Below are 23,785 nucleotides of genomic sequence, written 5' to 3' on the forward strand. Positions count from 1 at the left end.
CAGCAAAAACTAGGCAATAATATGTCTTATATAAGACATAAGATATTGATTGACAGCAGTCTTTCGCAAGCCTACACTCGCGAGCAACCTGAAGAGCCGCAAGGCAGGCAGGAAGCGATGTACCGGCCAGTAGACGATAACGAGAATCGCTCTCATCAAGATCATTCCGATGCGGTGGTTTTCTGCAGGCAGAACACAAGTTTGACAGGTTTTTGATTTGTCGGCAGAGCCCGGTCCGAAACCAACTGACTCGCTGCGTTTTCGACGGTATCATGGCGGCCTAACAAGAATTCGAGGAAGTCGCGCATTTTCATGCGCAAACCAGAAGCCACCGCTACACGGCCCTGCCGCGCCTTGCGCGACGTGACCGCAAGCTGCGCTTCGCTGCAGTCTGAATGCTTTTTTTCATCACCTCTTTTGGAGATTCAACATGGCTAAAGCCCCCATGCGTGTTGCCGTCACCGGCGCCGCCGGTCAGATCGGTTACTCCCTGCTGTTCCGCATCGCCAACGGCGACCTGCTGGGCAAAGACCAGCCGGTCATCCTGCAACTGCTGGAAATCCCTGATGAGAAGGCTCAGAAGGCGCTCAAGGGCGTCATCATGGAAATCGACGACTGCGCCTTCCCCCTGCTGGCTGGCGTGACCGCCCACAGCGATCCGCTGACCGCCTTCAAGGATGCCGACATCGCCCTGCTGGTGGGCGCCCGTCCCCGTGGCCCCGGCATGGAGCGCAAGGACCTGCTGGAAGCCAATGCCCAGATCTTCACCGTGCAAGGCAAGGCACTGGACGCCGTGGCTTCGCGCAACGTCAAGGTGCTGGTGGTCGGCAACCCGGCCAACACCAACGCCTACATCGCCATGAAGTCGGCCCCGAACCTGCCGGCCAAGAACTTCACCGCCATGCTGCGCCTGGACCACAACCGCGCTCTGTCGCAAGTGGCTGCCAAGATCGGCAAGCCGGTCTCGGCCATCGAAAAGCTGTGCGTGTGGGGCAACCACTCGCCGACCATGTACGCCGACTACCGCTTCGCGACCGCCGATGGCGCTTCCGTCAAGGACACCATCAACGACCAGGAATGGAACAAGAACGTGTTCCTGCCCACCGTCGGCAAGCGCGGTGCCGCCATCATCGAAGCCCGTGGCCTGTCCTCGGCCGCTTCGGCCGCCAACGCCGCCATCGACCACGTGCGTGACTGGGTGCTGGGCACCAACGGCAAGTGGACCACCATGGGTATCCCCTCCGACGGTTCCTACGGCATCCCCGAAGGCACCATGTTCGGCTTCCCGGTGACCACCGAAAACGGCGAGTACAAGATCGTCCAGGGCCTGGAGATCGATGAGTTCTCGCAAGAGCGCATCAACATCACGCTCAAGGAACTGCTGGAAGAACGCGAAGGCGTCAAGCATCTGGTCGGCTAATTGACCACGGCGCGGCGGCCCTTGCCGGCTGCCGCGCCGATCGTTTTGCAGCATCGCCGTATTGCAGTACGTAACATCACCCGTTCCGACAACCTTACCCCGCTCTCAATCGCAGCAATGCATCCTTCCCAGGTCTTGTTCCCAGGTGCCCAGCAACCGGTTTCGCTTCCGGTGTGCGATCACTACGCCGGCTCTGAAAAGCTGATGCGCAAGTCGATGGCCCTGCAGCAGGAGCTCGGTCCCTTGTTCGACATCACCTTCGACTGTGAAGATGGCGCTGCCGCCGGCAATGAAGCCGCGCATGCCGAACTGGTCGCCTCGCTCATCGCCGGCCCCGGCAATGTCCACCGCCGCGTCGGCGCGCGCCTGCATGACGTGGGCCATGCGCATTTCGAGCAGGACGTGGCCATCATCTGCGGCGCCGCTGCGCGCGAGCTGGCTTACGTGATGTTGCCCAAGCCCGAAGGGATCGACGACGTGCGCCGCGCCCTGGAGAGCATCAACCGTACCGCCAATGCGGCCGGCCGTGCGCAGTTGCCGGTGCAGGTCTTGATCGAGACCCATGGCGCGCTGGCTGACGCCGGCAAGATCGCCGCCCTGCCCCAGGTGCAGTCGCTGTCGTTCGGGGTGATGGATTTCGTCTCGGCCCATTACGGGGCCATTCCTGGCAGCGCGATGCGCTCGCCCGGACAGTTCGACCATCCGCTGGTGCGCCGCGCCAAGCTGGAGATTGCTGCCGCCTGCCATGCGCATGGCAAGGTGCCGTCGCACAACGTGACCACCGACATCAAGAATCCCGCCGCCGTGGCTGACGATGCGCGCCGCGCGGCACAGGAGTTTGGCTATACCCGGATGTGGAGCATCCATCCTGACCAGATTCGCCCGATCGTGCAGGCCATGTCCCCGGCCACGGAAGAAGCCGACCTGGCGGCACAGATCTTGCTCAAGGCGCAGGCGGTGCAGTGGGGCCCGATCCAGCATCAGGGCAACCTGCACGACCGCGCCAGTTATCGCTATTACTGGAGTATCCTGCAACGCGCGCACGCCACCGGCACCGCGCTGCCGCCGGAGACTGCACCCTGGTTCGCCCGCGGCGACTCCCCCTCAACCACGCAGTAAACTTGTTTCGACCGACGTCCATGAAAAAGCACCTGACTCTCATCGCCCTGCTGGGCGCCCTCTTCGCCACCGCCGGCATCACTGCGGCGCACGCTGAAACCGATACCAAACCGGCGGCCAAGAAAAAGGTCGTCAAGAAGGCGCCGGCCAAGAAGGCCGCGGCTGCGGCTGCAGCAGCCCCCGCCGCCAAGATGCCGTTCTCTTCCGACGCCGAAGATGACGACAGCGAACCCGAACTGGGCGGCACCCTGTCGGCCGACTTCCAGTGCGAAATGGGGCACAAGCTGACCATCTGGAAGAACGAAGCCGACGACAAGCACATCGCCATCCGCTGGGACAAGCGCATCCACCGCCTGACCCGCGTGGAAACCACCACCGGCGCCAACCGCTTCGAAAACCGCAAGATGGGCCTGGTCTGGATCGGTATCCCGGCCAAGGGCCTGCTGCTGGACTCCAAGAAGGGCCAGCAACTGGCCAATGAATGCAAGAACGCCGAGCAGATCAAGGCCGCCGAAGCAGCACCGGCAGCCACCGTCGCCGCGGCACCCCAGAAGAACTGAGCCGGCAGGCAACCGCCAGCTCATCGCGTATCAAGCAACACAGAATCACAGAATCAGGCAGCACCCCGCAGTTCACCATTGCAGCGCAAACCGGATTCGACTAGCTAGCATCACTAAATTGCCAAATTAAGGAGAAGAGGCCATGTCTCGCAACACATTGAACACCCTGAAGGAATTCCCGATTTCCGGTTCCAAGAAGGGCAAGTTCTACTCCCTGCCCGCCCTGCAAAAGTCGCTGGGCGTGAATATCTCGCGTCTGCCGGTGTCGATCCGCATCGTGCTGGAATCGGTGCTGCGCAACTGCGATGGCCAGAAGGTCACCGAAGAACACGTCAAGCAACTGGCCAACTGGGGTGCCAAGGCCGCCCGCGTGGATGAGATCCCCTTCGTGGTGGCCCGCGTGGTGCTGCAGGACTTCACCGGCGTGCCGCTGCTGGCCGACCTGGCCGCCATGCGCAACGTCGCCAGCAAGCTGGGCAAGAACCCCAAGAACATCGAACCGCTGGTCCCGGTGGATCTGGTGGTGGACCACTCGGTGCAGATCGACCACTTCCGCGAGAAGAAGGCACTGGACCTGAACATGAAGCTGGAATTCTCGCGCAACAACGAGCGCTACCAGTTCATGAAGTGGGGCATGCAAGCCTTCGACACCTTCGGCGTGGTGCCCCCGGGCTTCGGCATCGTGCACCAGGTCAACCTGGAATACCTGGCACGCGGCGTGCACAACAAGACCGGTGTCTACTACCCTGACACCCTGGTCGGCACCGACTCCCACACCACCATGATCAACGGCATCGGCGTGGTCGGCTGGGGCGTGGGCGGTATCGAAGCCGAAGCCGGCATGCTGGGCCAGCCGGTCTACTTCCTGACCCCGGACGTGGTCGGCGTGAACCTGACCGGCGCGCTGCGCGAAGGCGTCACCGCCACCGACCTGGTGCTGACCATCACCGAGCTGCTGCGCCAGACCAAGGTCGTGGGCAAGTTCGTCGAATTCTTCGGTGAAGGTACCGAATCGCTGTCGCTGACCGACCGCGCCACCATCGCCAACATGGCCCCGGAATACGGCGCCACCATGGGCTTCTTCCCGGTTGACGACGCCACCATCGACTACTTCAAGGGCACCGGCCGCACCAAGGCCGAGATCGACGCCTTCGAAGCCTACTTCAAGGCGCAAGGCCTGTACGGCGTGCCCAAGGCCGGCCAGATCGACTACACCCAGGAAGTCTCGCTGGACCTGGGCACCGTTGCCCCGTCGCTGGCAGGTCCGAAGCGTCCGCAAGACCGCATCGAGATCGGCAACGTCAAGTCCACCTTCTCCGACCTCTTCACCAAGCCGACCGCTGAAAACGGCTTCAACAAGAAGGCCGAAGACCTGACCGCGTCCTACAAGAACGCCGACGGCGTGGATGTGCACAACGGTGACGTGCTGATCGCCGCCATCACCTCCTGCACCAACACCTCCAACCCGAGCGTGCTGCTGGCAGCCGGCCTGCTGGCCAAGAAGGCCGTGGAAGCCGGTCTGAAGGTGGCCCCGCACATCAAGACCTCGCTGGCGCCTGGCTCGCGCGTGGTGACCAAGTACCTGGAAGCGGCTGGTCTGCTGCCGTACCTGGAAAAGCTGGGCTTTGGCGTGACCGCCTACGGTTGCACCACTTGCATCGGCAACGCCGGCGACCTGACCCCGGCCATGAACGAAGCCATCGTCAAGAACGACGTGGTGGCGGCCGCCGTGCTGTCGGGCAACCGCAACTTCGAAGCCCGTATCCACCCGAACATCCGCGCCAACTTCCTGGCCTCGCCTCCGCTGGTCGTGGCTTACGCCATCGCCGGCAATGTCACCCGTGACCTGATGACCGAACCGGTCGGCAAGGGCAAGGGCGGCAAGAACGTCTACCTGGGCGACATCTGGCCGACCTCGCAAGAGATCGAAAAGCTGCTGAAGTTCGCCATGAACGCCAAGACCTTCAAGGAAAACTACGCCGATGTGAAGGGCGCTCCCGGCAAGCTGTGGGAAGCCATCAAGGGCGTCGCCAAGGGCGAAGTCTACAACTGGCCGAGCTCGACCTACATCGCCGAGCCGCCGTTCTTCGAGAACTTCAGCGAAGAGCCCAAGGCTGCTGCCACCGGCATCAGCGGTGCCCGCGCCCTGGGCGTGTTCGGCGACTCGATCACCACCGACCACATCTCCCCGGCCGGTTCCATCAAGGAATCCAGCCCGGCCGGCAAGTGGCTGCAAGCCAATGGCGTGCTGAAGGCGGACTTCAACTCCTACGGCTCGCGCCGCGGCAACCACGAGATCATGATGCGCGGCACCTTCGCCAACGTGCGTATCAAGAACCTCATGATTCCGGCCAAGGAAGACGGCTCGCGCGTTGAAGGCGGCATCACCATTCACCAGCCTTCCGGTGAAGAAATGTCGATCTACGACGCCGCCATGAAGTACGTGGCTGAAGGTACCCCGACCATGGTCTTCGGTGGCGAAGAGTACGGTACCGGCTCCTCCCGTGACTGGGCTGCCAAGGGCACCCAGCTGCTGGGAGTGAAGGCCGTGATCGCACGTTCCTTCGAGCGTATCCACCGTTCCAACCTGGTCGGCATGGGCGTGCTGCCGCTGCAGTTCCTGGGCAACGACAGCGTGCAGTCGCTGGGCATCACCGGTGAAGAAAGCTTCGACCTGAAGGGCCTGGAAGGCGAGATCAAGCCGCAACAGGAAGCCACCCTGGTGATCCATCGCAAGAACGGCGAGACTCAGGAAGTCAAGCTGCTGCTGCGCATCGACACCCCGATCGAAGTGGACTACTACAAGCATGGCGGCATCCTGCCGTTCGTGCTGCGTCAGCTGCTGGCAGCCTAAGCAGCGTCCGTAGTCCCCTGCAGTACAGAAACGCCGGATTCGTCCGGCGTTTTTTATTGCCCCTTGGCGCTGTGCAATGGCCGCGGCGGCTGACAGGACTGACAAATCATCTACAATAGGCGGTTTCGTTTCCACAGATACAGATAGCCTACATGCGTCGTCCCGCCAAACGTTCCTCCTCCAAGCTTTCTGCCGACAGCCAGCATCTGGTGACTTTTGCGCAAGCCATCGCGCAGGCCTCCAGCCGGCTCGAAGAGCGCGCCTGGCTGAAACCCCTGGACGCCCTGCTCAACAAGCTGCTGCGGGCCGGCCAGCAGGGGCTCATCGATGCCGCCCTGGATCATCTCTTCAAGGCCGACCTGGATGCCTACGACATCCTGATCGAAGCCGTCGAGGCCGGCAGCGAAGCCACCTCGCTGGAACACGAAGGCCAGGACTATGACGTGCAACTGCTGGTGCTGCCGGTGCTGGCCTGGACCCGCTTTGCAATAGCCTCCGGCCCCATCGGCAGCGAGCTGCTGACCGCCATCGGCGCGCACCTGCATGCCCACGTACTGGCCAAGCAGGCCCGCCTGGCACTGGCACCGAGCCTGTTCTCGATCGAGCAGCTGCCGCGCGTACACGCCGACGTCTTCGCCCTGACCCGCCAGATGGGCCAGACCGCCCTCAAGACCGGCCCGGTGCAGCTGCGCGGTGAACAGCCGCCCACTGCCGCCTTCCTGGCCGATACCCGCTACGTCATCGCCGCTGTGGTGGTGCCGGCCGGCGAAGCCCTGTTCCACTGGCAGGAAAGCGAACAGCAGAGCCACTTCTCGGCCCGGAAAGAGGCCGCCTTCGAAGCCTGGACCCAGCAGGCCACCCCGCTCTTCACGCGCCTGCTGCCGGGCTGCAGCGTCGAACTGTTGCTGCCGCAGGCCTATTTCTTCGGCTGCCGCGAAGCCGACAAGCGCATTCGCCCGGCCTCCATCCGCGCCGCCGATTACTTCCTGACGCAGACCCTGGACATTTCCTCCTCCGAACTGCACGCCAGCATCGGCGGCTTCTCCGAGGACATCAACGGCCAGATCGATGAATACCGCATCGGCTTTTCCATCGGCGGCGATCCGACCGTGGTCTATGGCACGGTCTGGCCGCTGTATGAACAGGAAAGTGGCGAAGACCTGCCCATGATGATCCCGGCCGGTGCCGGCCTGCTGGAAGGCATTCCCGCCAGCCCGCTGCAGCAGATCCTGACGGTGCTGCGCGAATGCGGCATCGTGCACATCAAGCATCATGCAGAACGCTTCACCATGGAGTTTTGCGACGACTGTGGCGCACCGCTCTTCCCTGACCGCGAAGGTGAACTGGTGCACGCGGAAATGCCGGAAGATACGCCTCCTCCGGTTGAGCATTTCCACTGAGAGATGAAGAAACGTCCTGCCGGGAGGCAGGACGCGCGGTCCCGGGCATGGCTGGCGCGCACAAAGCTTCACAGGCGCTGAAACGCGCCCATAAAAAAGGCATCCACCACACGGCGGATGCCTTTTTTTCTTCTGTATCGGGCTATGATGCCCGCTTTTCCTGCGGTACCGAATGACGACGGGCGCCAGATCCGGACTGCGTCTCCTCCGGATCCCGTACTGCCAAGCTGCAGAGCCTTAAAGACTCAGGCAGCCAGCTTTTCGATCAGGCCCATTTCGGCGCTGGACATCAGCTTGTCGATGTCCACCAGGATCAGCATGCGCTGTTCCAGGGTACCCAGGCCGATCAGGTAGTCGGAGTCGAAGGTGGTGCCCATCTCCGGTGCCGGCTTGATCTGTTCCTGGGTCAGGGTGATGACGTCGGACACGCTGTCGACCACCATGCCCACGACGCGGCCGCCGATGTTCAGGATGATGACGACGGTGAACTGGTCATAGGTCGGCTCGCCCAGCTGGAACTTGATGCGCATGTCCACGATGGGGACGATGATGCCGCGCAGGTTCACGACGCCCTTGATGAAGTCGGGTGAATTGGCGATGCGGGTCACGGCTTCGTAGCCGCGGATTTCCTGAACCTTCAGAATATCGATGCCGTATTCTTCCTTGCCCAGGGTGAAGGCGAGAAATTCGTTTCCGTTGCTGTCGGTCTTTTCGCCGAAGCCGGAAAGATTCTTGGTTGCAGTGTCAGACATGTTGAGGCCCTTTAAAAATCAGGAAAATACAGATTCGTCATTCAATTGGCGGCTGGATCGCAGCAAGGCTGCCACATCGACAATCAGGGCAACGCCGCCGTCGCCCAGAATGGTAGCTCCGGAAATGCCGGCGACCTTTCGGTAGTTGGATTCCAGGTTCTTCACAACGATTTGCTGTTGTCCGATCAGGTCATCCACGAAAAGTGCCGCCTTTTTACCATCTGACTCCAAAATGACCACCAATCCTTGCGAAGGATCGGTAAATGAAGGCTCGATGTTGAAAATCTGATAAAGCGGGATCAGTGGCAGATATTCACCGCGCACACGCAGCACCTGGCCCTGACCGGAAATCTCTTTGATATCTTGCGGCAAAGGCTGCAAAGATTCAACCACATATCCTAGCGGCAATATGTAAACTTCTTCACCGATGCGAATCGACATGCCGTCCAGGATCGCCAGCGTCAGCGGCAGCGAGATCGAAATGGTGGTGCCGAAGCCCTTGCTGGAGCGGATATCCACCGCACCGCCCATGGCCAGAATGTTGCGCTTGACCACGTCCATGCCCACGCCACGCCCGGAGACATCGGTCACCTGCTCGGCGGTAGAGAAGCCGGGTTCGAAGATCAGTTGCCACACTTCGGCATCGGTCAGGCTGTCGGTGACCGGCATGCCCTGCTGCTTGGCCTTGGCCAGGATCTTGTCGCGGTTCAGGCCGCCACCGTCGTCGGTGACTTCGATGATGATGTTGCCGCCCTGATGCTCGGCCGACAAGGCCAGCACACCTGCCTCACCCTTGCCCGCTGCACGGCGCGCGTCGGGCAGTTCGATGCCGTGGTCGATGCTGTTGCGCACCAGGTGGGTGAGCGGATCGACGATACGCTCGATCAGGCCCTTGTCCAGCTCGGTAGCTGCGCCGTGGGTGACGAACTCGACCTGCTTGCCCAGCTTGTGCGCCAGATCGCGCACCATGCGCGGGAAGCGCGAGAAGACGTAATCCATCGGCATCATGCGGATCGACATCACCGATTCCTGCAGATCGCGGGTATTGCGGCTCAACTGGCTGACGCTGTTGAGCAGATGTTCGTGATGCATGGGATCGAGCTTGCCAACGCGCTGCTCGATCATGGCCTGGGTAATCACCAGTTCGCCGACCAGGTTGATGAGCTGATCGACCTTTTCGATGCTGACCCGGATCGACGACGATTCCTGCCCGCCGCCGCCCTTGGCCGCTTTCTTTTCACCGCCGTGGTCACCCTGCAGATGGCCGTCGTCGTGATGGCCGTTGCCGTTGCCGTTACCGTTGCCGTGACCGCCAGTGCCGGCGGTGCCATTAGCATGGGCGTCGCCCTCGCTTTTCTTGGCGCTGATGTCCAGCGGCACGAAGGGAGCGAAGAAGCCGTAACCCTGCTCGCGTTCCTTGTCTTCGATAGCGGTGTGGTTGTCGAAGAAACCATAACCCTGGGCGCGTTCGCGCTCTTCCTGGGTCACGAAATTGTCGAAGAAACCATAACCGCGCTCTTCGTCACTGCCCTGGGCAGGATCGACGGCCTGCGACACCTTCAGATCGGCCACGTTGACGATGAAGGCGCAGATGGCGACCACGTCATCGATCGGTTCGGCCGTATCAAGGATGAAGATCCACTTCCCCTCGGGCGACCTGGACTTCTCCAGCTTGCCCAACATGGCCAGCTCGTCGGCCAGGGCCTCGGCATCCTTGTCGCTGATTTCCGGCATGTCCAGCCGGTAGCGGCGAACGCCGCCGGGTCCGACCACGGCGCCGGCGGGCGCCGCCGCGTCCGTCTTCGGCGCAGCCGAGGCACGCCGGCCCTGGGACAATTCCTCCAGCAGCATGCGGACATTGCCGACCGCGTCCTGATCCACCTCGGCACCATGCTTGTGCCCGTCCAGCATGGACTTGAGCACATCCTTGGCGGCCAGGAAGGCATCCACGTGTTCCGAGGTCAGCTTCATCTGGCCCTGGCGGATGCGATCCAGCAGCGACTCCAGAACGTGTGTGACTTCTGCAATATCGGTCAGGCCGAAGGTGGACGAACCACCCTTGATCGAATGGGCGGCACGAAACACCGCGTTGAGGTCCTCCGGATCGGGAGACGCCACATTGACGGCCAACAACAGCTTTTCCATTTCCGCGAGGCCTTCCTCGGCCTCGTCGAAAAAGACCTGGAAAAACTGGCTCATATCAATGCTCATGCCTGGGCTCCATGCTGGATGCAGTACGTATCTTCTTCTTGTCCCGGCAAACGATCAGCCGATCACCTTGCGCACCACCTCGGTCAGGCGCTGCGGATCGAAGGGCTTGACCAGCCAGCCATTGGCACCGGCCGCCTTGCCCTTGGCCTTCATCTCGTCGCTGAACTCGGTGGTCAGCATCAGGATGGGCACACGTGCGTAACTGGTCAGCTCGCGCAGGGAGCGGATCAGCGTCAGGCCGTCCATGCGCGGCATGTTCTGGTCGGTCAGGACCAGGTCGAAGGTATGCGTCTTGGCCTTTTCCAGCGCGTCCACACCGTCGACCGCCTCGGTCACGTTGTAACCCGCAGCTTTCAGACTGAATACCACCATCTGACGCAGTGACCCGGAATCATCTACTGCGAGAATCGTTTTGGACATCGTTACTCCCTGTTTCTTCAATAAGGCTCATGCGCGTATGCATTATGCCGCACCCTTGGCCACCGACCTACCGCCCAGCCAAGGCCGGAATGACCTAGTTCAATCTTGTACCACTCAGCCAGCCACCGATCAGAACAGCTCGATGTCGCCACTTTCCATGCGGGTCTGGCGCACTGCTTTCCAGAGCCCGGTATCGAGCATGTTGAGGCGCTCTTCAATCGCCTGCACCGTGCTGGCCAGCAATTCCTTGACCTCTTCGTCGGTCTGGCCCTGCTCGGGGACGATCTCGAAGCTGTTCGCACTCAGGACCCCCAGCGCTTCACGCAGGCCGATCACGCGGCGCACGATGCGTTCCAGCAGCTGGCTGGTCATGTCCTGGAACTGCAAGCCGGTCACGGCCGCGTTGACGTAGTGGCTGACTTCGCCCTGGGTGGCCTTGAGCTGATCAATGCTCGCACTGTCGAACTGGCCGCTGCCGTTCATCAGGCCTTCCAGGATGGATTGCTGTATCTGTACCGCGCGATGCAGCTCCATGAAACTGTTGCCCAGCTTGCCGATGGCTTCGCCCAGCAGGATGTTGGTCTGGACCAGGTCCGACTCCACTTCCGTCAATTGGCGGCTGCCGCCGCTGGCAGTATCGAGCAACAAGCGCTTGAGCTCCTGCAGCATGGTCTTGGTCGGCATATCCGGCTCTCTTCCCCTGTTCAATTGGAACACTTCTGCTTCATTGGCACACCGCGCGCACCCGCGCAGGCGTGGCACCTGTTATCAGTTCTTGGCCGGCGCACTCAGCCCTTGCTGCACGTCTTCATCGCTGGCATCGGTGGGCACGTTCAACGAGCCGCTATCCTTTTCCACCAGTTCTTCCGCCTTCTTGTTCATGACGATGATGCTGATGCGGCGGTTGATCGGGTTGAACGGATCTTCCTTGTCCAGGAGCACTGCCGAGGACAGGCCCACCACCCGCAGCACCTTCGATTCGTCCATGCCGCCGGTAATGAGTTCGCGGCGCGAGGCATTGGCGCGGTCAGCCGACAGTTCCCAGTTGCTGTAGCCCTTCTCGCCGCGCGAATAAGGCGTGGCATCGGTGTGGCCGGACAGGCTGATCTTGTTGGGCACGTCGTTCAATGTGCGGCCGATCTCGTGCAGGATTTCCTTGGTGTAGGGCTGCAGCTGTGCACTGGCCAGGGCAAACATGGGACGGTTCTTTTCGTCCACGATCTGGATGCGCAGGCCTTCCGAGGTAATGTCGATCAACAGCTGGTTCTTGAACTGCTTCAAGGTCGGATTGGAATCGATGGCCTTTTCCAGGCGCGACTTCAGTTCTTCCAGCCGGGTGCGCTCGGCGCGCTCCAGCTCCTGCTGTGCCTGTTTCAGGTTCTGCTTGCGCGAGACCACATCGTTCTCGCCCTTGCGCAGCTGGCCGTCCTGGCGGGTCAGATCCTTGCCGCCGCCGGGCAGCACCGTGTTGGCATCACCACTGCCGGAACCACCGGCCATGGCCACCTTCAGCGGCGTCTTGAAGTATTCGGCAATACCGTTCAGGTCGCCTTTGGCGGTCGATCCCAGCAGCCACATCAGCAGGAAGAAGGCCATCATCGCAGTCACGAAGTCGGCGTACGCAATCTTCCAGGCGCCACCATGGTGACCCCCGCCGCCTTTCTTGATCCGCTTGACGATAATGGGACGTAGACCTTCGTCGGCCATGCCTGTGCTCCTGCTTCAATACTGATGTCTGTGTGAATCGACCTGCCTGCCGGCCTCCCCTGGCCGGCCTGCTGACCGCTTACTTGCCCTTGGCCTGCTTGACGTGTTCTTCCAGCTCGAGGAAGGTCGGACGTTCGGTCGAGAACAGGACCTTGCGGCCGAATTCGATCGACAGTGCCGGCGCGTAGCCATTCAGGCTCGCCAGCAACGTCACCTTCACGCACTGGTAGATCTTGGTCGATTCGTGCAGCTTCTGTTCCAGCAAACTGGAGAGCGGGCCCACGAAACCGTAGGCCAGCAGAATACCGAGGAAGGTACCAACCAGCGCGTGTGCGATCAGCATGCCCAGCTCGGAGGGAGGGATACCCACCGACTCCATGGTGTGCACCACGCCCATCACCGCCGCCACGATACCGAAGGCCGGCATGCCGTCGCCCAGCTTGGCGATGCAGTGCACCGGAATCTCGCCCTCGTGATGGTGGGTCTCGATTTCGTTGTCCATCAGGTTTTCAATCTGGAACGCATCCATGTTGCCCGACACCATCAGGCGCAGGTAATCGGTCATGAACTCGATCAGGTGATGATCGGCCAGCACGCCAGGGTACTTGCTGAAGATGGGGCTGCTTTCCGGCTCTTCGATGTCGCCTTCGATCGACATCAAACCCTCTTTACGGGATTTGGTGAGGATCTCGAACAGCAGCGCCATCAGCTCCATGTACAGCGCCTTGGTGTAGGTGCTGCCCTTGAAGACTGTCGGCAAAGCCTTCATGGTGGCCTTGATGGCCTTGGTGTTGTTACCGACCAGGAAAGCGCCGGCGGCGGCGCCGCCGATCATGAGCAGTTCGAGTGGCTGGAACAGTGCCCCCAGGTGGCCGCCCGACAGGGCAAAGCCGCCGAAGACGGACCCCATGACCACGATATATCCAATGATGACTAGCAAGTGCCTACTCCCGTCCCTGTGGCGTTGAGTGTATTTTCACGTTCGTCAGATTACAGGTATTCCAGTCAAGCAAATGGGGGAATACATATCCGAAAAACGCCCTTCCTTTTCGATTTACGGCTGAATTGGCGCAAACTTGATACGTCGCGTCTCGCAGCCCCTGTAAAGGGTCTCTTTACCTGTGTCGCCTCACATGCGCCATCCGTGCAGCACCCTGCCCCCGTGCTCCGGTTCGACCACCACATCCGGGGTGGTACCGGGGATATGAAATTCGTAGCTCAGAAGCAGTGTCCCCGGCTTCATCTCGGCGCGCGCCTTGTGCCACAGCGCCTCCATCGCCGCCGGTGACAGATAGGCAAACACCACGTCATAGTCACCAAAATCCAGCAGCAGGTAGTCGCCGCGCACGAAGCGGCAGCGATTGCCCGCCAGTGCCGCCCGCAGCCGGCTCACCAGCCACGGCAATGGCGCGATCTCGATGCCGGTGAATTCACTCTCGGGCCGGCGGCGCGACAGGTCCAGCACGGCACCGCCCAGGCCACTGCCGATATCCATGAAACGGATCGGCCGCCCCTCGGGCAAGAGACCCGCCACCGCATCCCAGGCAGTCTGCCCGGAAGGGTAGAACGGCACCTGGCTGCGAAAGGTCGACCAGAACAGCACCAGCATGAAGAGGAACACCGCCAGGAACACCCACGACGGCAGGTGCAACTGACCCACGCCCAACGCCGCCAGCGGGAACACCAGCAGGATCAGCCACCACCACGCGGCCATGCGGCGCAGTCGTGCCAGCAGCGCAGCGATCACGCCATGCAGCAGGGAAGTCTGGAGGGGGGAAAGAGGAGCGAGACCGGCGCGCTGGAACAGCACGTCCAGCACGTTGGCACCGATCAGGCCCAGCACGAACAGCAGCAAGGCCTGGATGGCCGGCGCCTGCCACAGGGGCCTGCGCCCGGCACCGGGGTGATTCTCAGGTTCGGACATCGAGGCAATCGGCCTTATTCTTTTTTGGTTGAACACCCTGGCCCATTACCGCCCTGCTGCTCGCCAGCAGCAAGGCATCGGTACATCCCTGTTCCGGCTCAGGCCACGGCGGCCAGCACCGGCTCGGTGCCCAGCGGCGCGGAAGCAGCAACCGGCATGGCGCCTTCGACCAGACCCATGATGACCGCATCCTTGGCCTTCTTGGTCTTGCCGGCGCGCGAGGGCATGTGGCACAGGCCGCACAGGTAGTCCTGATGCAGGTCCAGGCGATGCACCACGAAGTGGCCGTGGCACTTGCAGCAAGGCGTGGTCATGAGCATCTTGCTTTCGAAGAAGCGCACCAGCGTCCAGGCACGGGTCAGCGACAGCACCGGCTCGCCGGCATCGTTGTAGCCGACCTGCTCCAGGTAGAGCTTGTAGGCCTTCATGACGGCCTCGATGCCACTGATGCGGGCATGCTCGATCAGGTAGCGGTGAATGTTGATGAACAGCGAAGAATGGATATTGGGCTGCCAGGTGATGAACCAGTCCGTCGAGAACGGCAGCATGCCCTTGGGTGGCGAGACCCCCTTCAATTCCTTGTACAGCTTCAGCAGTCGCTCGCGCGACAGCGAGGTTTCCGATTCCAGCAACTGGAGGCGTGCCCCCAGATTGATCAGTTCAATGGCCAACTGAATTTCCTGCGCCTCTGTCACAACGCTCTTTTTAGCCATGGTGCAACCCCCCGGTGATTTCGTAATAAAACTGCCTGACCCCAATTCGCCGGCCCCGGGCGGGCGAACTTTCAGGCATGAATGCAAGACTGAAACTGAATAACTCTGTAGAACGTCTTCCCCTCCGGCGCGTTGACTGTCCCTGGCCGCGCCGGCCATGCTTTTTGTCTTGTTGTTTTACGAAATTTGCTCGCCGGGCTGGCAGGCCATCAGGATGGCTGCGTGTGACTGCGCCAGGCTCTTGTCCTTGTTGTAGTTGGTCAGCATGCCGAGGATGGCGCCGTCGTCGAAACGGAAACGGGTCAACATCATGTTGGTCGCCGCCAGCTTCATGATCTGCACGTTGGACAAGCCTTCGATCAGATCGGCAATCTCGGCGCTGATACCCAAACGGAAGATTGCGGTCGGTTTGTCCGAACGGATCATTTGCTGCGCCAGCATGAGATAGCTCAGGTTGGCATCGCGGATCTCCGCCATCATGTCGTTGGTATTCATTTGCACCCCACCTCGGTAAGTACTTCCTACGGCTCACGCGGCTGAACGCTGCATCGAGCTGCTTACAATCGCTTACATTTACTTGACTGCAAGCCAATTCTGAGGGGGGCAGGACAGGCGGGAAATTAGACTTGGTCGGTATTTTTAGACGGAGAGAAGCCCGAGCATCTTGTAGGTATCCGTCTTACACGACTGCGGGATATTGGTGAAGATTTCCATTCAGGCAGCCAAAGAGCGAGGAGGCTCGTGACTTTGCGCGCCAATCAGGAATTTCCTGACCAAAAGGTTTCCTGGTTGAAATGACAAAAGAAAATTGTCTTCCGAGCAACAAAAAAAGTTGTAAATATTCGATGACAAACGCCGTCTTGTTGCTTGGGGACGACTAGCTCATCCAGTTTTTTGGGCAGTTCACTGTAGATGGCTTCAGCAAGAACACCCAGAAAACTTGCATATATTTACCCGCTTTGATGATTTTTGCGCAACGTCAAAGACCGTCGGGAAGCCACCGTATCGAGAATTGCTACCATTTTATGACGCTGCCAAGTGCGGCAAAACGATAAACAGATGCAGCATTTACCTTTATTCAATTTCTTTTGTGCAAACTGAACCGTGGCGGCCATCAGACGCGCCCTGCCCCGCTGCCGACACCGGCAGCCGAGCAGGGCTGGCCAGTCAGAGCTTGCTCAAGGCCTGCTCGATATCGGCAATGAGGTCGGCGGGGGCTTCCAGCCCGATGTTGAAACGCACCAGCACACCTTCTCGCTGCCACTGGTGGCGCATGCCACGCATGCGGTAGGGCACGCAGAGGCTGTGGGCACCGCCCCAGCTGTAGCCGATCTTGAAGAGCTGGAGGCTGTCGACGAAGCGGTCGGTCTGCTCCTCTCTGTAGCGCGGATCGAAGATCACCGAGAACAGCCCCCCTGCCCCGGTGAAATCGCGCTTCCAGTGGGCGTGTCCGGGGCAATCCTCGAAGGCGGGGTGCAGCACCGCCACGATTTCCGGGCGCTGCTTGAGCCAGGCCGCGACCTTGCGCGCGGCCGCATCGTGGGCCTCGAAACGCAGGCGCATCGAGGACAGGCTGCGCAGGACCATGTAGACGTCGTCCATGCCCACGCCGAAACCCAGGCGCATGTGGGCCAGTTCCAGTTTCTCGTTGAGCGCCTGGTCGCGCACGATGACCGCGCCCATGAGGACATCCGAGCCGCCGGACTGGTACTTGGTGACCGCTTGCATGACGATGTCCACGCCGTGCTCGAAGGCCTTGAAGGCGATGCCGGCCGCCCAGGTATTGTCGATGGCCACCAGCACGCCCTTTTCATGCGCGGCACGGCACAGGGCCGGGATGTCAGGCACTTCCATCGAGACCGAACCGGGTGCTTCGGTCCACACCAGGCGTGTATTGTGCTGGATCAGCTCGGCCAGGCCGGCGCCGACCATGGGGTCGTAGAAGCGTGCGGTGATCCCGAAATCACGCTCCAGCCACTGCCCCAGGTCCTTGCTGGGGCCGTAGACGTTATCCGGCAGCAGCACGTCGTCGCCCGTTTTCAGGAAGGCGAAGTTGACCATGGCGATGGCCGCCAGGCCGCTGGGGGTGACACGGCAATAGGTACCGCCCTCGATCTCGGCCAGCCGCGCTTCCAGCACGAAGCTGGTCGGGGTGCCGTGCAGGCCGTAGGTATAGCCCAGCTTTTCGCGCCAGTCGCGCGAACGCATGGCGGCCACGTTGGGGAACAGCACGGTGGAAGCGTGATGGATGCCGACCGGGAAGGCCTCAAAGCCGTCCGGAGCGCGGTAGCTGCTGTGGACGAGGGCGGTCTGGGGATCAAGCGGGAGAGAAGATGCGGGGGACGTAGCGTTGGAATCGGACACGGGTCTGCCTCTGGAAACGATCGCGCCCCAGGAACGGGGCGCAAAGGTCTCACTATACGCGCAGCTTGTTCACATCGAAAGCAACAGAAGCGGCCGGAAAGCCCGAGAAATGGCGCAGATGGCAGACCAGCGTGAACGCAGTTTCATATCGCCTGTACAGCGCCGTAGTTTGGCCTTCGTCGCCGCCCGGTGCTCAGGGCAACTGCAAGGCGAAGGGCTTGCTGATGCTGCCATCGGCGCTGGACCAGGTCCCGGTAATGGACTGGCCCTGGCGGTGCCCTTCCCATTGACCGGACACATCCTTGCCGTTGACCGATTCCTCCATCAGCAGGTCATCGCCATCGACCTCTCCGGCCACCAGGATCTCGGGTGAACCGCCGAAGAAGAAATAGCGTCCTTCCAGGCCATCTTCGTTCTTCTTGGGCTGCAGCGAGAGCTGGATGTCGCGCCCGTCGATCTGGCCGCGCAGCACCAGGGCATGCGTCATCAGGGTCTGCTGCAGCGAGCCTTCAGGCGCATTGGCGGCGGGGCCGGACGCAGCGGCCCGGGCCGGCATGAGCACGCTGGCACCGCACAGCGCCAGCGCCATCAAGAGCGCGCGCATCACTCAGCCGCGCCCCACAGGTCATGGGCGTCGGCGGCGGTGATGCGCACATCGACGAACTGGCCCACTTCCAGCTTGCGGTGCGGTTCGAAAGGCGGTTTCACATAGACCACGCCGTCGATCTCGGGCGCATCCGAATAGGTACGGCCGGTACCGCCATTGCGGTCCACTTCATCGATGAGCACGCGCAGGGTCTTGCCCACCTTGGCTTGCAGGCGCTTCTTGGAAATCTCTTCCTGCAGCTGCATGACACGGCCACGGCGTTCTTCGCGCACTTCCTCCGGTACCGGATTGGCGATGTCGTTGGCGGTCGCGCCTTCCACCGGGGAATAGGCGAAACAGCCCAGGCGATCGATCTCGGCTTCCTTCAAGAAGTCCAGCAGGTACTCGAATTCGGCCTCGGTCTCGCCGGGGAAGCCGGCGATGAAGGTGGAGCGGATCGTGATGTCCGGGCACAGCGCGCGCCAGGCCTGGATGCGCTCGATGTTCTTCTCGCCATTGGCGGGGCGCTTCATGCGCTTGAGCACATCCGGGTGGGCATGCTGCAGCGGCACGTCCAGGTAGGGCAGGATCTTGCCTTCGGCCATCAGCGGGATGATCTGGTCCACGTGCGGGTACGGATACACATAGTGCAGGCGCACCCAAGCGCCGTACTGCTGGGCCAGTTCGCCCAGGGCACCGACCAGTTGGGTCATGTGGGTCTTGATCGGCTTGCCGTTCCAGAAACCGGTACGGAACTTCACATCCACGCCATAGGCGCTGGTGTCCTGGGAGATCACCAGCAATTCCTTCACACCGGCCTTGAAGAGGTTCTCGGCTTCCAGCATGACATCGGCGATGGGACGCGAGACCAGGTCGCCGCGCATGGAGGGGATGATGCAGAAGCTGCAGCGATGGTTGCAGCCTTCCGAAATCTTCAGATAGGCAAAATGCTTGGGGGTCAGCTTGACGCCCTGCGGCGGCACCAGGTCGATGAAGGGCGCATGCGGCTTGGGCAGGTGCTTGTGCACCGCCTGCATGACCTCGCCCACGGCATGCGGGCCGGTCACTTCGAGGACCTTGGGGTGGATCTTCTGGATGATGTCGTCGCCGTCGGCATCCTTCTTGGCACCCAGGCAGCCAGTGACGATGACCTTGCCGTTTTCGTTCAGGGCTTCGCCGATGGCGTCCAGCGACTCCTGCACGGCGGCATCGATGAAGCCGCAGGTATTGACGATCACCAGGTCGGCACCGTCATAGGACTTGGCGGTATCGTAGCCTTCGGCACGCAGCTGGGTCAGGATCTGTTCGGAATCGACCAGTGCCTTTGGGCAGCCGAGGGAGACGAAGCCGACCTTGGGCAGGGCCGGGGTGGCGGGAGAAGACGGGTTGGACATGGCAGAAGGCTCAGTGAGACGGGCCGCAAACGGCCGAAAATACGGGAAGAAGCGAAAAATGCTTTAAAAATCAGGGCGCTATTGTACATCGTCCGCCCGATTGCGCCCGATTTTGGCTGGTCCGGACGGGCGGCGGCGCCACAAAAGCAAAACGGCCCGCGCGGGGCCGTTTGCTGAAAGGGCCGGGAGGCCGCTTACTTCTTCTGATCCGGCGGCGTGCCGGGCGCGCCAAAGGGGAAGGTGCCGAACATGTTCTTGGTCTGGCTCTGCATCTGCTCCTGCATCTGGATGAACAGATTCTTGCTCTGTTCGATGTAGTTGCTCATCATGCCCTGCATCATCGGACCTTGCACGTTCATGAACTGGGTCCACATCTCGGGACTGAAAGGCTTGCCTTCGTAGAAGCCCTTGGAATTTTCGGCCAGCTTGTTCTGGATGTCGATGAAGGTCTGGATGTTCTTTTCCAGGTAGTTGCCCATCATGCCCTGCATGGCATGGCCGTAGTAGCGAATGATCTGCGACAGCGCGCCACTGGAGAACATCGGCACACCGTGCGACTCTTCTTCCAGAATGATCTGCAGCAGGATGCTGCGGGTCAGGTCGTCGCCGCTCTTGGCGTCGACCACGGTGAATTCCTCATTGTCCAGCACCAGTTGCTTGACGTCGGTCAGCGTGATGTAGGAACTGGTCTGGGTATCGTAAAGACGGCGGTTGGGGTATTTCTTGATCAAGCGATCTGCCGAATTTTTTGCAGTAGTCATCTGAAGTCCAGTCTCTCTCTCATTGCAGCCGTCTTGCCGGCCTTGGTTTGCAGCGGTGCGGGAGGCTTCGATGCAGTCCTCACCCGCGGGCGTCCGGGACATTGCGCTGTCCTCTCCTTGCTTCTTCACTCTTCTGCCGTCTGCCGCCTGCGTTTTGCAGGGCAGCAACGCAAGCCATTATAGGGGTGAAGAGCGGCAAAAGGGGAGCTCTGACGTGCCAGACTGACAAAATCCCAGCCTGCGGCACACGTAAAAACGGCCACGCTTGCGGCACTGCCGCGTGCGTGGCCGTCGAGGACGGCATCAGCCCATGTACAGGCCGCCGTTGAGCGAGAAGTCCGAACCGGTGGCGTAACCGCCTTCAGCCGAAGCGATCCAGGCGACGATGGAGGCGATTTCCTCCGGCTCGCCCAGGCGCTTGACGGGGATGCCGGAGACGATCTTCTCCAGCACTTCCGGACGGATGGCGCGCACCATGTCGGTACCGATGTAGCCCGGCGAGACGGTGTTCACAGTCACGCCCTTGGTCGCCACTTCCTGCGCCAGCGCCATGGTGAAGCCGTGGATGCCGGCCTTGGCGGTGGAGTAGTTGGTCTGGCCGAACTGCCCCTTCTGGCCGTTGACCGAGGAGATGTTGATGATGCGGCCGAAACCACGCTCGCACATGCCCTCGATGACCTGCTTGGTCACGTTGAACAGCGAGTTCAGGTTGGTGTCGATGACGGCGTCCCAGTCACCCTTGCTCATCTTGCGGAACTGGCCGTCGCGGGTGATGCCGGCGTTGTTGACGAGCACGTCCACTTCGCCGATCTCGGCGCGCACCTTCTCGAAGGCGGCCTTGGTGGACTCCCAGTCCGAGACGTTGCCTTCGGATGCGTGGATGTCATAGCCGTGGGCGCGCATGGTCGCCAGCCAGGTGTCCTTGCGGGTGGAATTGGGGCCGCAGCCGGCCACCACGGTGTAGCCGTCCTTGCACAGACGGGTGCAGATGGCGGTTCCGATGCCGCCCATGCCGCCGGTCACATATGCGATACGCTTGCTCATTATGTTGCCTCCTATAGGGATGGTGATTTATTGGGGTAAGCCCTGCCCCCCTCTTTCGCGTCTGCTGTGCGCCGCATTGGTGGAAGTCCTTCCTGCGAAGAACGCTCCTTTGTCTTGTCAGGCCCGGCAACGCCGCGGATGCGCTGCTGGCCGTCTCTCTCTGTCGGCGGGCCCGTCAGGGTCCCCGCCCTCTTTTCATCAATGCCGCCGGCTTCTGTGGTCTTTCCTGGCCGGCTGGCAGATTCACGTCAGCCCACCAGTTGGTCAGCCTTGGCCTTCACATAGCGGCCCGGCGCCGGTTCGATGGCCTTGTAGCGCGTCGACCCCGGCGCCTTGGGTGCGGCCACCTTGCGCCCGCCCTGCTTGGCCAGGAACGTCGCCCACTCGCCCCACCAGCTGCCGGGATGCTCGGTCGCGCCAGCCATCCAGGCATCGGCATCGCTGCCGGCCTTGGCCTTGTCGTTGACCCAGTAATTGCGCTTGTTCTTGGACGCCGGATTGATGACCCCGGCAATGTGGCCCGAGGCACCCAACACGAAGCGGTTGTTGCTGCGCTTGCCGGCATTGATCAGGTCCAGCGAGGCGTAGGCCGATTTCCAGGGCACGATGTGGTCATCGCGCGAGGCGTAGATGAAGGCCGGCGCGCTGATCTTGCGCAGGTCGATCTTCTCGCCGCCCACCGTCAGGCGGCCCGGCTCCTTGAGCGCATTTTCCAGGTACATGTGCCGCAGGTAGTAGCAGAACATCGGACCCGGCAGGTTGGTGCTGTCGGCATTCCAGTACAGCAGGTCGAAGGCGCTGGGCTTCTCACCCTTCAGGTAATTCGATTCGACGTAGTTCCACAGCAGGTCGTTGGGACGCAGGCTGGAGAAGGCGCTGGCGAAATCGCGCCCGGCCATCAGGCCGCGCTTGCCAATCATCTGCTCACGCAGGGCCAGCTGCATGTCGTCGATGTAGACATCGATGGCACCGGTATCGGAAAAATCGAGGAAGGTCGTCAGCAAGGTGAGGCTGGCGACCGGGTCTTCACCACGCGCAGCCAGCAGCGCCAGCGCGCAGGACAGGATGGTGCCGCCCACGCAGAAGCCGAGGGCATTGATCTGCGGTTGCTTGCTGATCTCCTGGACGATGTGGATGGCGCGCACCACGGCGTCGTCCACGTAGTTTTCCCAGGTGGCGGTCTCGACGGCGGCATCGGCATTGCGCCAGGAAATCAGGAACACCGTGTGACCCTGCTCTACCGTATAGCGCACCAGCGAATTCTGCGGCTGCAGGTCGAGGATGTAGAACTTGTTGATGCAGGGCGGGACGATCAGCAGCGGTACCGCGTGCACGGTCTTGGTCAGCGGCGCGTACTGGATCAGCTGGAACAGTTCGTTCTCGAAGATCACCGAACCGGCGCTGGCCCCGACGTCGCGACCCACTTCGAACGCGGTCTCATCGGTCTGCGAGATATGGCCCTTCTGCAGGTCGGCCAGCAACTGAGCGATGCCTTGCGTCAGGCTCTCGCCGCGCGTTTCCAGGATCTTCTGCTGAGCCACCGGGTTGGTGGCGAGGAAGTTCGCAGGCGACATCGCATCGATCATCTGCTGCACCGCAAAACGCAGTTTGTGGCGCACCTTCTCGGTGCCCTTGACCGCATCGGCGAGCGCCAGCAGGAAGCGTGAATTCAATTGATAGGCAGCCGCCTGGAACGCGAAGTAAGGATGTTCCTGCCAGGCCGGCGCGGAAAGACGGCGATCAGTGATGGCGGGCGTCTTCGCAGCCAGCACGGATTGCCAAAGCTCGCCGAATTCGCGGGTGTAGTCCTGCTGCAGGCGGACCAGATCGGCAGGATCGAGCGTCGCGCCGTGCTCGCCGAGCTGCTTGAGCAGAACCGTTGGATCGATCTGTCCCGCACCGGGCGGCATGGCGCCGCCGGGGAAGCCCGGCATCTGCGGCATCCCCGCCATCGCGGGCATGGGCGGCAAATGCGACTTGAACTGCTCGAACTGGGATTGGAATTGGGACTGCAGCGAGGTCCAGAACTTCGGATCGGACATCTGTGCCAGCCACGCGGATACATCGGGAGAAGGTTGCTGCGGATTCTGCTTGTTCATGCTCGGATCTGCAATTTTCGCGTATCGTTACGGTTTGTCTCGACGCGCATTTCACCATGGTCATCGTCGCTATCGCATGGCTCTACGTCGTCTTCATGATGTCGATCACCGAACAGTCGGCGGTCGCTGGCGTCGCCACTTTCCTGCTGTACGGGATAATTCCCCTGACCATCGTTTTATACCTGATGGGTACGCCGCAACGCAAGCGGAATCGTCAAAAGATGAAGAAATTGACAGCCGAGCGCAAGGAAGAAATCAAAGATGACAGTTCCGTTAAACGCGAGTCTGTCATCAAGGACGAGGCGCCGCGCGATCCCGCTGCATGAGCCGGCGCACATCCAGGGGCTCTTCCAAAAACTTAGAAAACGGGATCATCGCGCACCATCATCGTGAGTCCGCAGCCCGCACAGCGCGCCGGTTTGCGCACTGCATCATGGCGGGGGAGCGTTCAGCAAAA

Annotated in this window: 23 protein-coding genes; 7 read left to right on the top strand and 16 right to left on the bottom strand. The window is 61.4% G+C overall.

Annotation, left to right across the window (positions count from 1 at the left end):
* Positions 1–161: 161 nt before the first annotated feature.
* Positions 162–314, bottom strand: coding sequence for a hypothetical protein (locus JOD78_RS06285; protein ID WP_209566882.1), 153 nt, complete (start codon positions 312–314; stop codon positions 162–164).
* A gap of 116 nt (positions 315–430) precedes the next feature.
* Between JOD78_RS06285 and JOD78_RS06290 the strand changes: the two genes are divergently transcribed.
* The 6 genes from JOD78_RS06290 (at position 431) to JOD78_RS28210 (ending at position 7,529) form a co-directional block, all read left to right on the top strand.
* Positions 431–1,420 (top strand): malate dehydrogenase, encoded by a 990-nt coding sequence (locus JOD78_RS06290; RefSeq protein WP_121041917.1) that lies wholly within the window; start codon positions 431–433, stop codon positions 1,418–1,420.
* A gap of 117 nt (positions 1,421–1,537) precedes the next feature.
* Entirely contained in the window at positions 1,538–2,539 is a 1,002-nt protein-coding gene (locus JOD78_RS06295) for an aldolase/citrate lyase family protein (RefSeq protein WP_209566884.1), read from the top strand.
* Positions 2,540–2,559: 20 nt separating this feature from the next.
* Positions 2,560–3,099, top strand: coding sequence for a hypothetical protein (locus JOD78_RS06300; RefSeq protein WP_034333994.1), 540 nt, complete (start codon positions 2,560–2,562; stop codon positions 3,097–3,099).
* A gap of 142 nt (positions 3,100–3,241) precedes the next feature.
* Entirely contained in the window at positions 3,242–5,953 is a 2,712-nt protein-coding gene (gene acnA, locus JOD78_RS06305) for an aconitate hydratase AcnA (protein ID WP_134136004.1), read from the top strand.
* A gap of 152 nt (positions 5,954–6,105) precedes the next feature.
* The gene (locus tag JOD78_RS06310) at positions 6,106–7,353 is read left to right on the top strand and encodes a DUF2863 family protein (RefSeq protein WP_209566886.1); all 1,248 of its coding nucleotides are present in this window, start codon (positions 6,106–6,108) and stop codon (positions 7,351–7,353) included.
* A gap of 47 nt (positions 7,354–7,400) precedes the next feature.
* On the top strand, positions 7,401–7,529 hold the full coding sequence (locus JOD78_RS28210; protein WP_280920945.1) for a hypothetical protein: 129 nt from the start codon (positions 7,401–7,403) through the stop codon (positions 7,527–7,529).
* Positions 7,530–7,598: 69 nt separating this feature from the next.
* Here the strand turns inward: JOD78_RS28210 and JOD78_RS06315 are convergent, their stop codons facing one another.
* The 15 genes from JOD78_RS06315 to phaC form a co-directional block, all read right to left on the bottom strand.
* Positions 7,599–8,105: a chemotaxis protein CheW gene (locus JOD78_RS06315; RefSeq protein WP_006463271.1), complete on the bottom strand. Its 507-nt coding sequence runs from the start codon at positions 8,103–8,105 to the stop codon at positions 7,599–7,601.
* Positions 8,106–8,123: 18 nt separating this feature from the next.
* Positions 8,124–10,316, bottom strand: coding sequence for a chemotaxis protein CheA (cheA, locus tag JOD78_RS06320; RefSeq protein WP_209566888.1), 2,193 nt, complete (start codon positions 10,314–10,316; stop codon positions 8,124–8,126).
* A gap of 54 nt (positions 10,317–10,370) precedes the next feature.
* Positions 10,371–10,736: a response regulator gene (locus JOD78_RS06325; protein WP_006463269.1), complete on the bottom strand. Its 366-nt coding sequence runs from the start codon at positions 10,734–10,736 to the stop codon at positions 10,371–10,373.
* 129 nt (positions 10,737–10,865) lie between these two features.
* A complete protein-coding gene (locus JOD78_RS06330; protein WP_039785309.1) occupies positions 10,866–11,420 on the bottom strand; it encodes a hypothetical protein in 555 nt (184 codons plus the stop codon).
* A gap of 84 nt (positions 11,421–11,504) precedes the next feature.
* Entirely contained in the window at positions 11,505–12,443 is a 939-nt protein-coding gene (gene motB / locus JOD78_RS06335; RefSeq protein WP_039785307.1) for a flagellar motor protein MotB, read from the bottom strand.
* Positions 12,444–12,522: 79 nt separating this feature from the next.
* Positions 12,523–13,383, bottom strand: coding sequence for a flagellar motor stator protein MotA (gene motA / locus JOD78_RS06340; protein WP_121041927.1), 861 nt, complete (start codon positions 13,381–13,383; stop codon positions 12,523–12,525).
* 189 nt (positions 13,384–13,572) lie between these two features.
* Positions 13,573–14,367, bottom strand: a complete 795-nt coding sequence (locus tag JOD78_RS06345; RefSeq protein WP_209566890.1) for a class I SAM-dependent methyltransferase — start codon at positions 14,365–14,367, stop codon at positions 13,573–13,575.
* A gap of 98 nt (positions 14,368–14,465) precedes the next feature.
* Positions 14,466–15,080: a flagellar transcriptional regulator FlhC gene (gene flhC / locus JOD78_RS06350; RefSeq protein WP_034334002.1), complete on the bottom strand. Its 615-nt coding sequence runs from the start codon at positions 15,078–15,080 to the stop codon at positions 14,466–14,468.
* A gap of 177 nt (positions 15,081–15,257) precedes the next feature.
* Entirely contained in the window at positions 15,258–15,575 is a 318-nt protein-coding gene (gene flhD, locus JOD78_RS06355) for a flagellar transcriptional regulator FlhD (protein ID WP_034334003.1), read from the bottom strand.
* 672 nt (positions 15,576–16,247) lie between these two features.
* Positions 16,248–17,444, bottom strand: coding sequence for a cystathionine beta-lyase (locus tag JOD78_RS06360; RefSeq protein WP_209566892.1), 1,197 nt, complete (start codon positions 17,442–17,444; stop codon positions 16,248–16,250).
* A gap of 193 nt (positions 17,445–17,637) precedes the next feature.
* Complete coding sequence (locus tag JOD78_RS06365; RefSeq protein WP_245201986.1) at positions 17,638–18,048, bottom strand: hypothetical protein; 411 nt, start codon at positions 18,046–18,048, stop codon at positions 17,638–17,640.
* Positions 18,048–19,424, bottom strand: a complete 1,377-nt coding sequence (gene rimO / locus JOD78_RS06370) for a 30S ribosomal protein S12 methylthiotransferase RimO (protein ID WP_121041935.1) — start codon at positions 19,422–19,424, stop codon at positions 18,048–18,050. The genes JOD78_RS06365 and rimO overlap by 1 nt, the downstream gene beginning before the upstream one ends.
* A 194-nt stretch (positions 19,425–19,618) precedes the next feature.
* Positions 19,619–20,185 carry a polyhydroxyalkanoate synthesis repressor PhaR gene (phaR, locus tag JOD78_RS06375; RefSeq protein ID WP_008329998.1) on the bottom strand — a complete coding sequence of 189 codons (567 nt, stop codon included), beginning with the start codon at positions 20,183–20,185 and terminating at the stop codon, positions 19,619–19,621.
* A 303-nt stretch (positions 20,186–20,488) separates the two neighbouring features.
* On the bottom strand, positions 20,489–21,229 hold the full coding sequence (locus JOD78_RS06380; protein WP_121041937.1) for a 3-ketoacyl-ACP reductase: 741 nt from the start codon (positions 21,227–21,229) through the stop codon (positions 20,489–20,491).
* Between the two features lie 248 nt (positions 21,230–21,477).
* On the bottom strand, positions 21,478–23,328 hold the full coding sequence (gene phaC / locus JOD78_RS06385) for a class I poly(R)-hydroxyalkanoic acid synthase (protein ID WP_134136014.1): 1,851 nt from the start codon (positions 23,326–23,328) through the stop codon (positions 21,478–21,480).
* A 56-nt stretch (positions 23,329–23,384) separates the two neighbouring features.
* Between phaC and JOD78_RS06390 the strand changes: the two genes are divergently transcribed.
* The gene (locus JOD78_RS06390) at positions 23,385–23,654 is read left to right on the top strand and encodes a hypothetical protein (RefSeq protein ID WP_034329356.1); all 270 of its coding nucleotides are present in this window, start codon (positions 23,385–23,387) and stop codon (positions 23,652–23,654) included.
* Positions 23,655–23,785 lie beyond the last annotated feature (131 nt).

It is taken from the genome of Herbaspirillum sp. 1130 (assembly GCF_017833835.1).
Lineage (GTDB): Bacteria > Pseudomonadota > Gammaproteobacteria > Burkholderiales > Burkholderiaceae_D > Herbaspirillum > Herbaspirillum huttiense.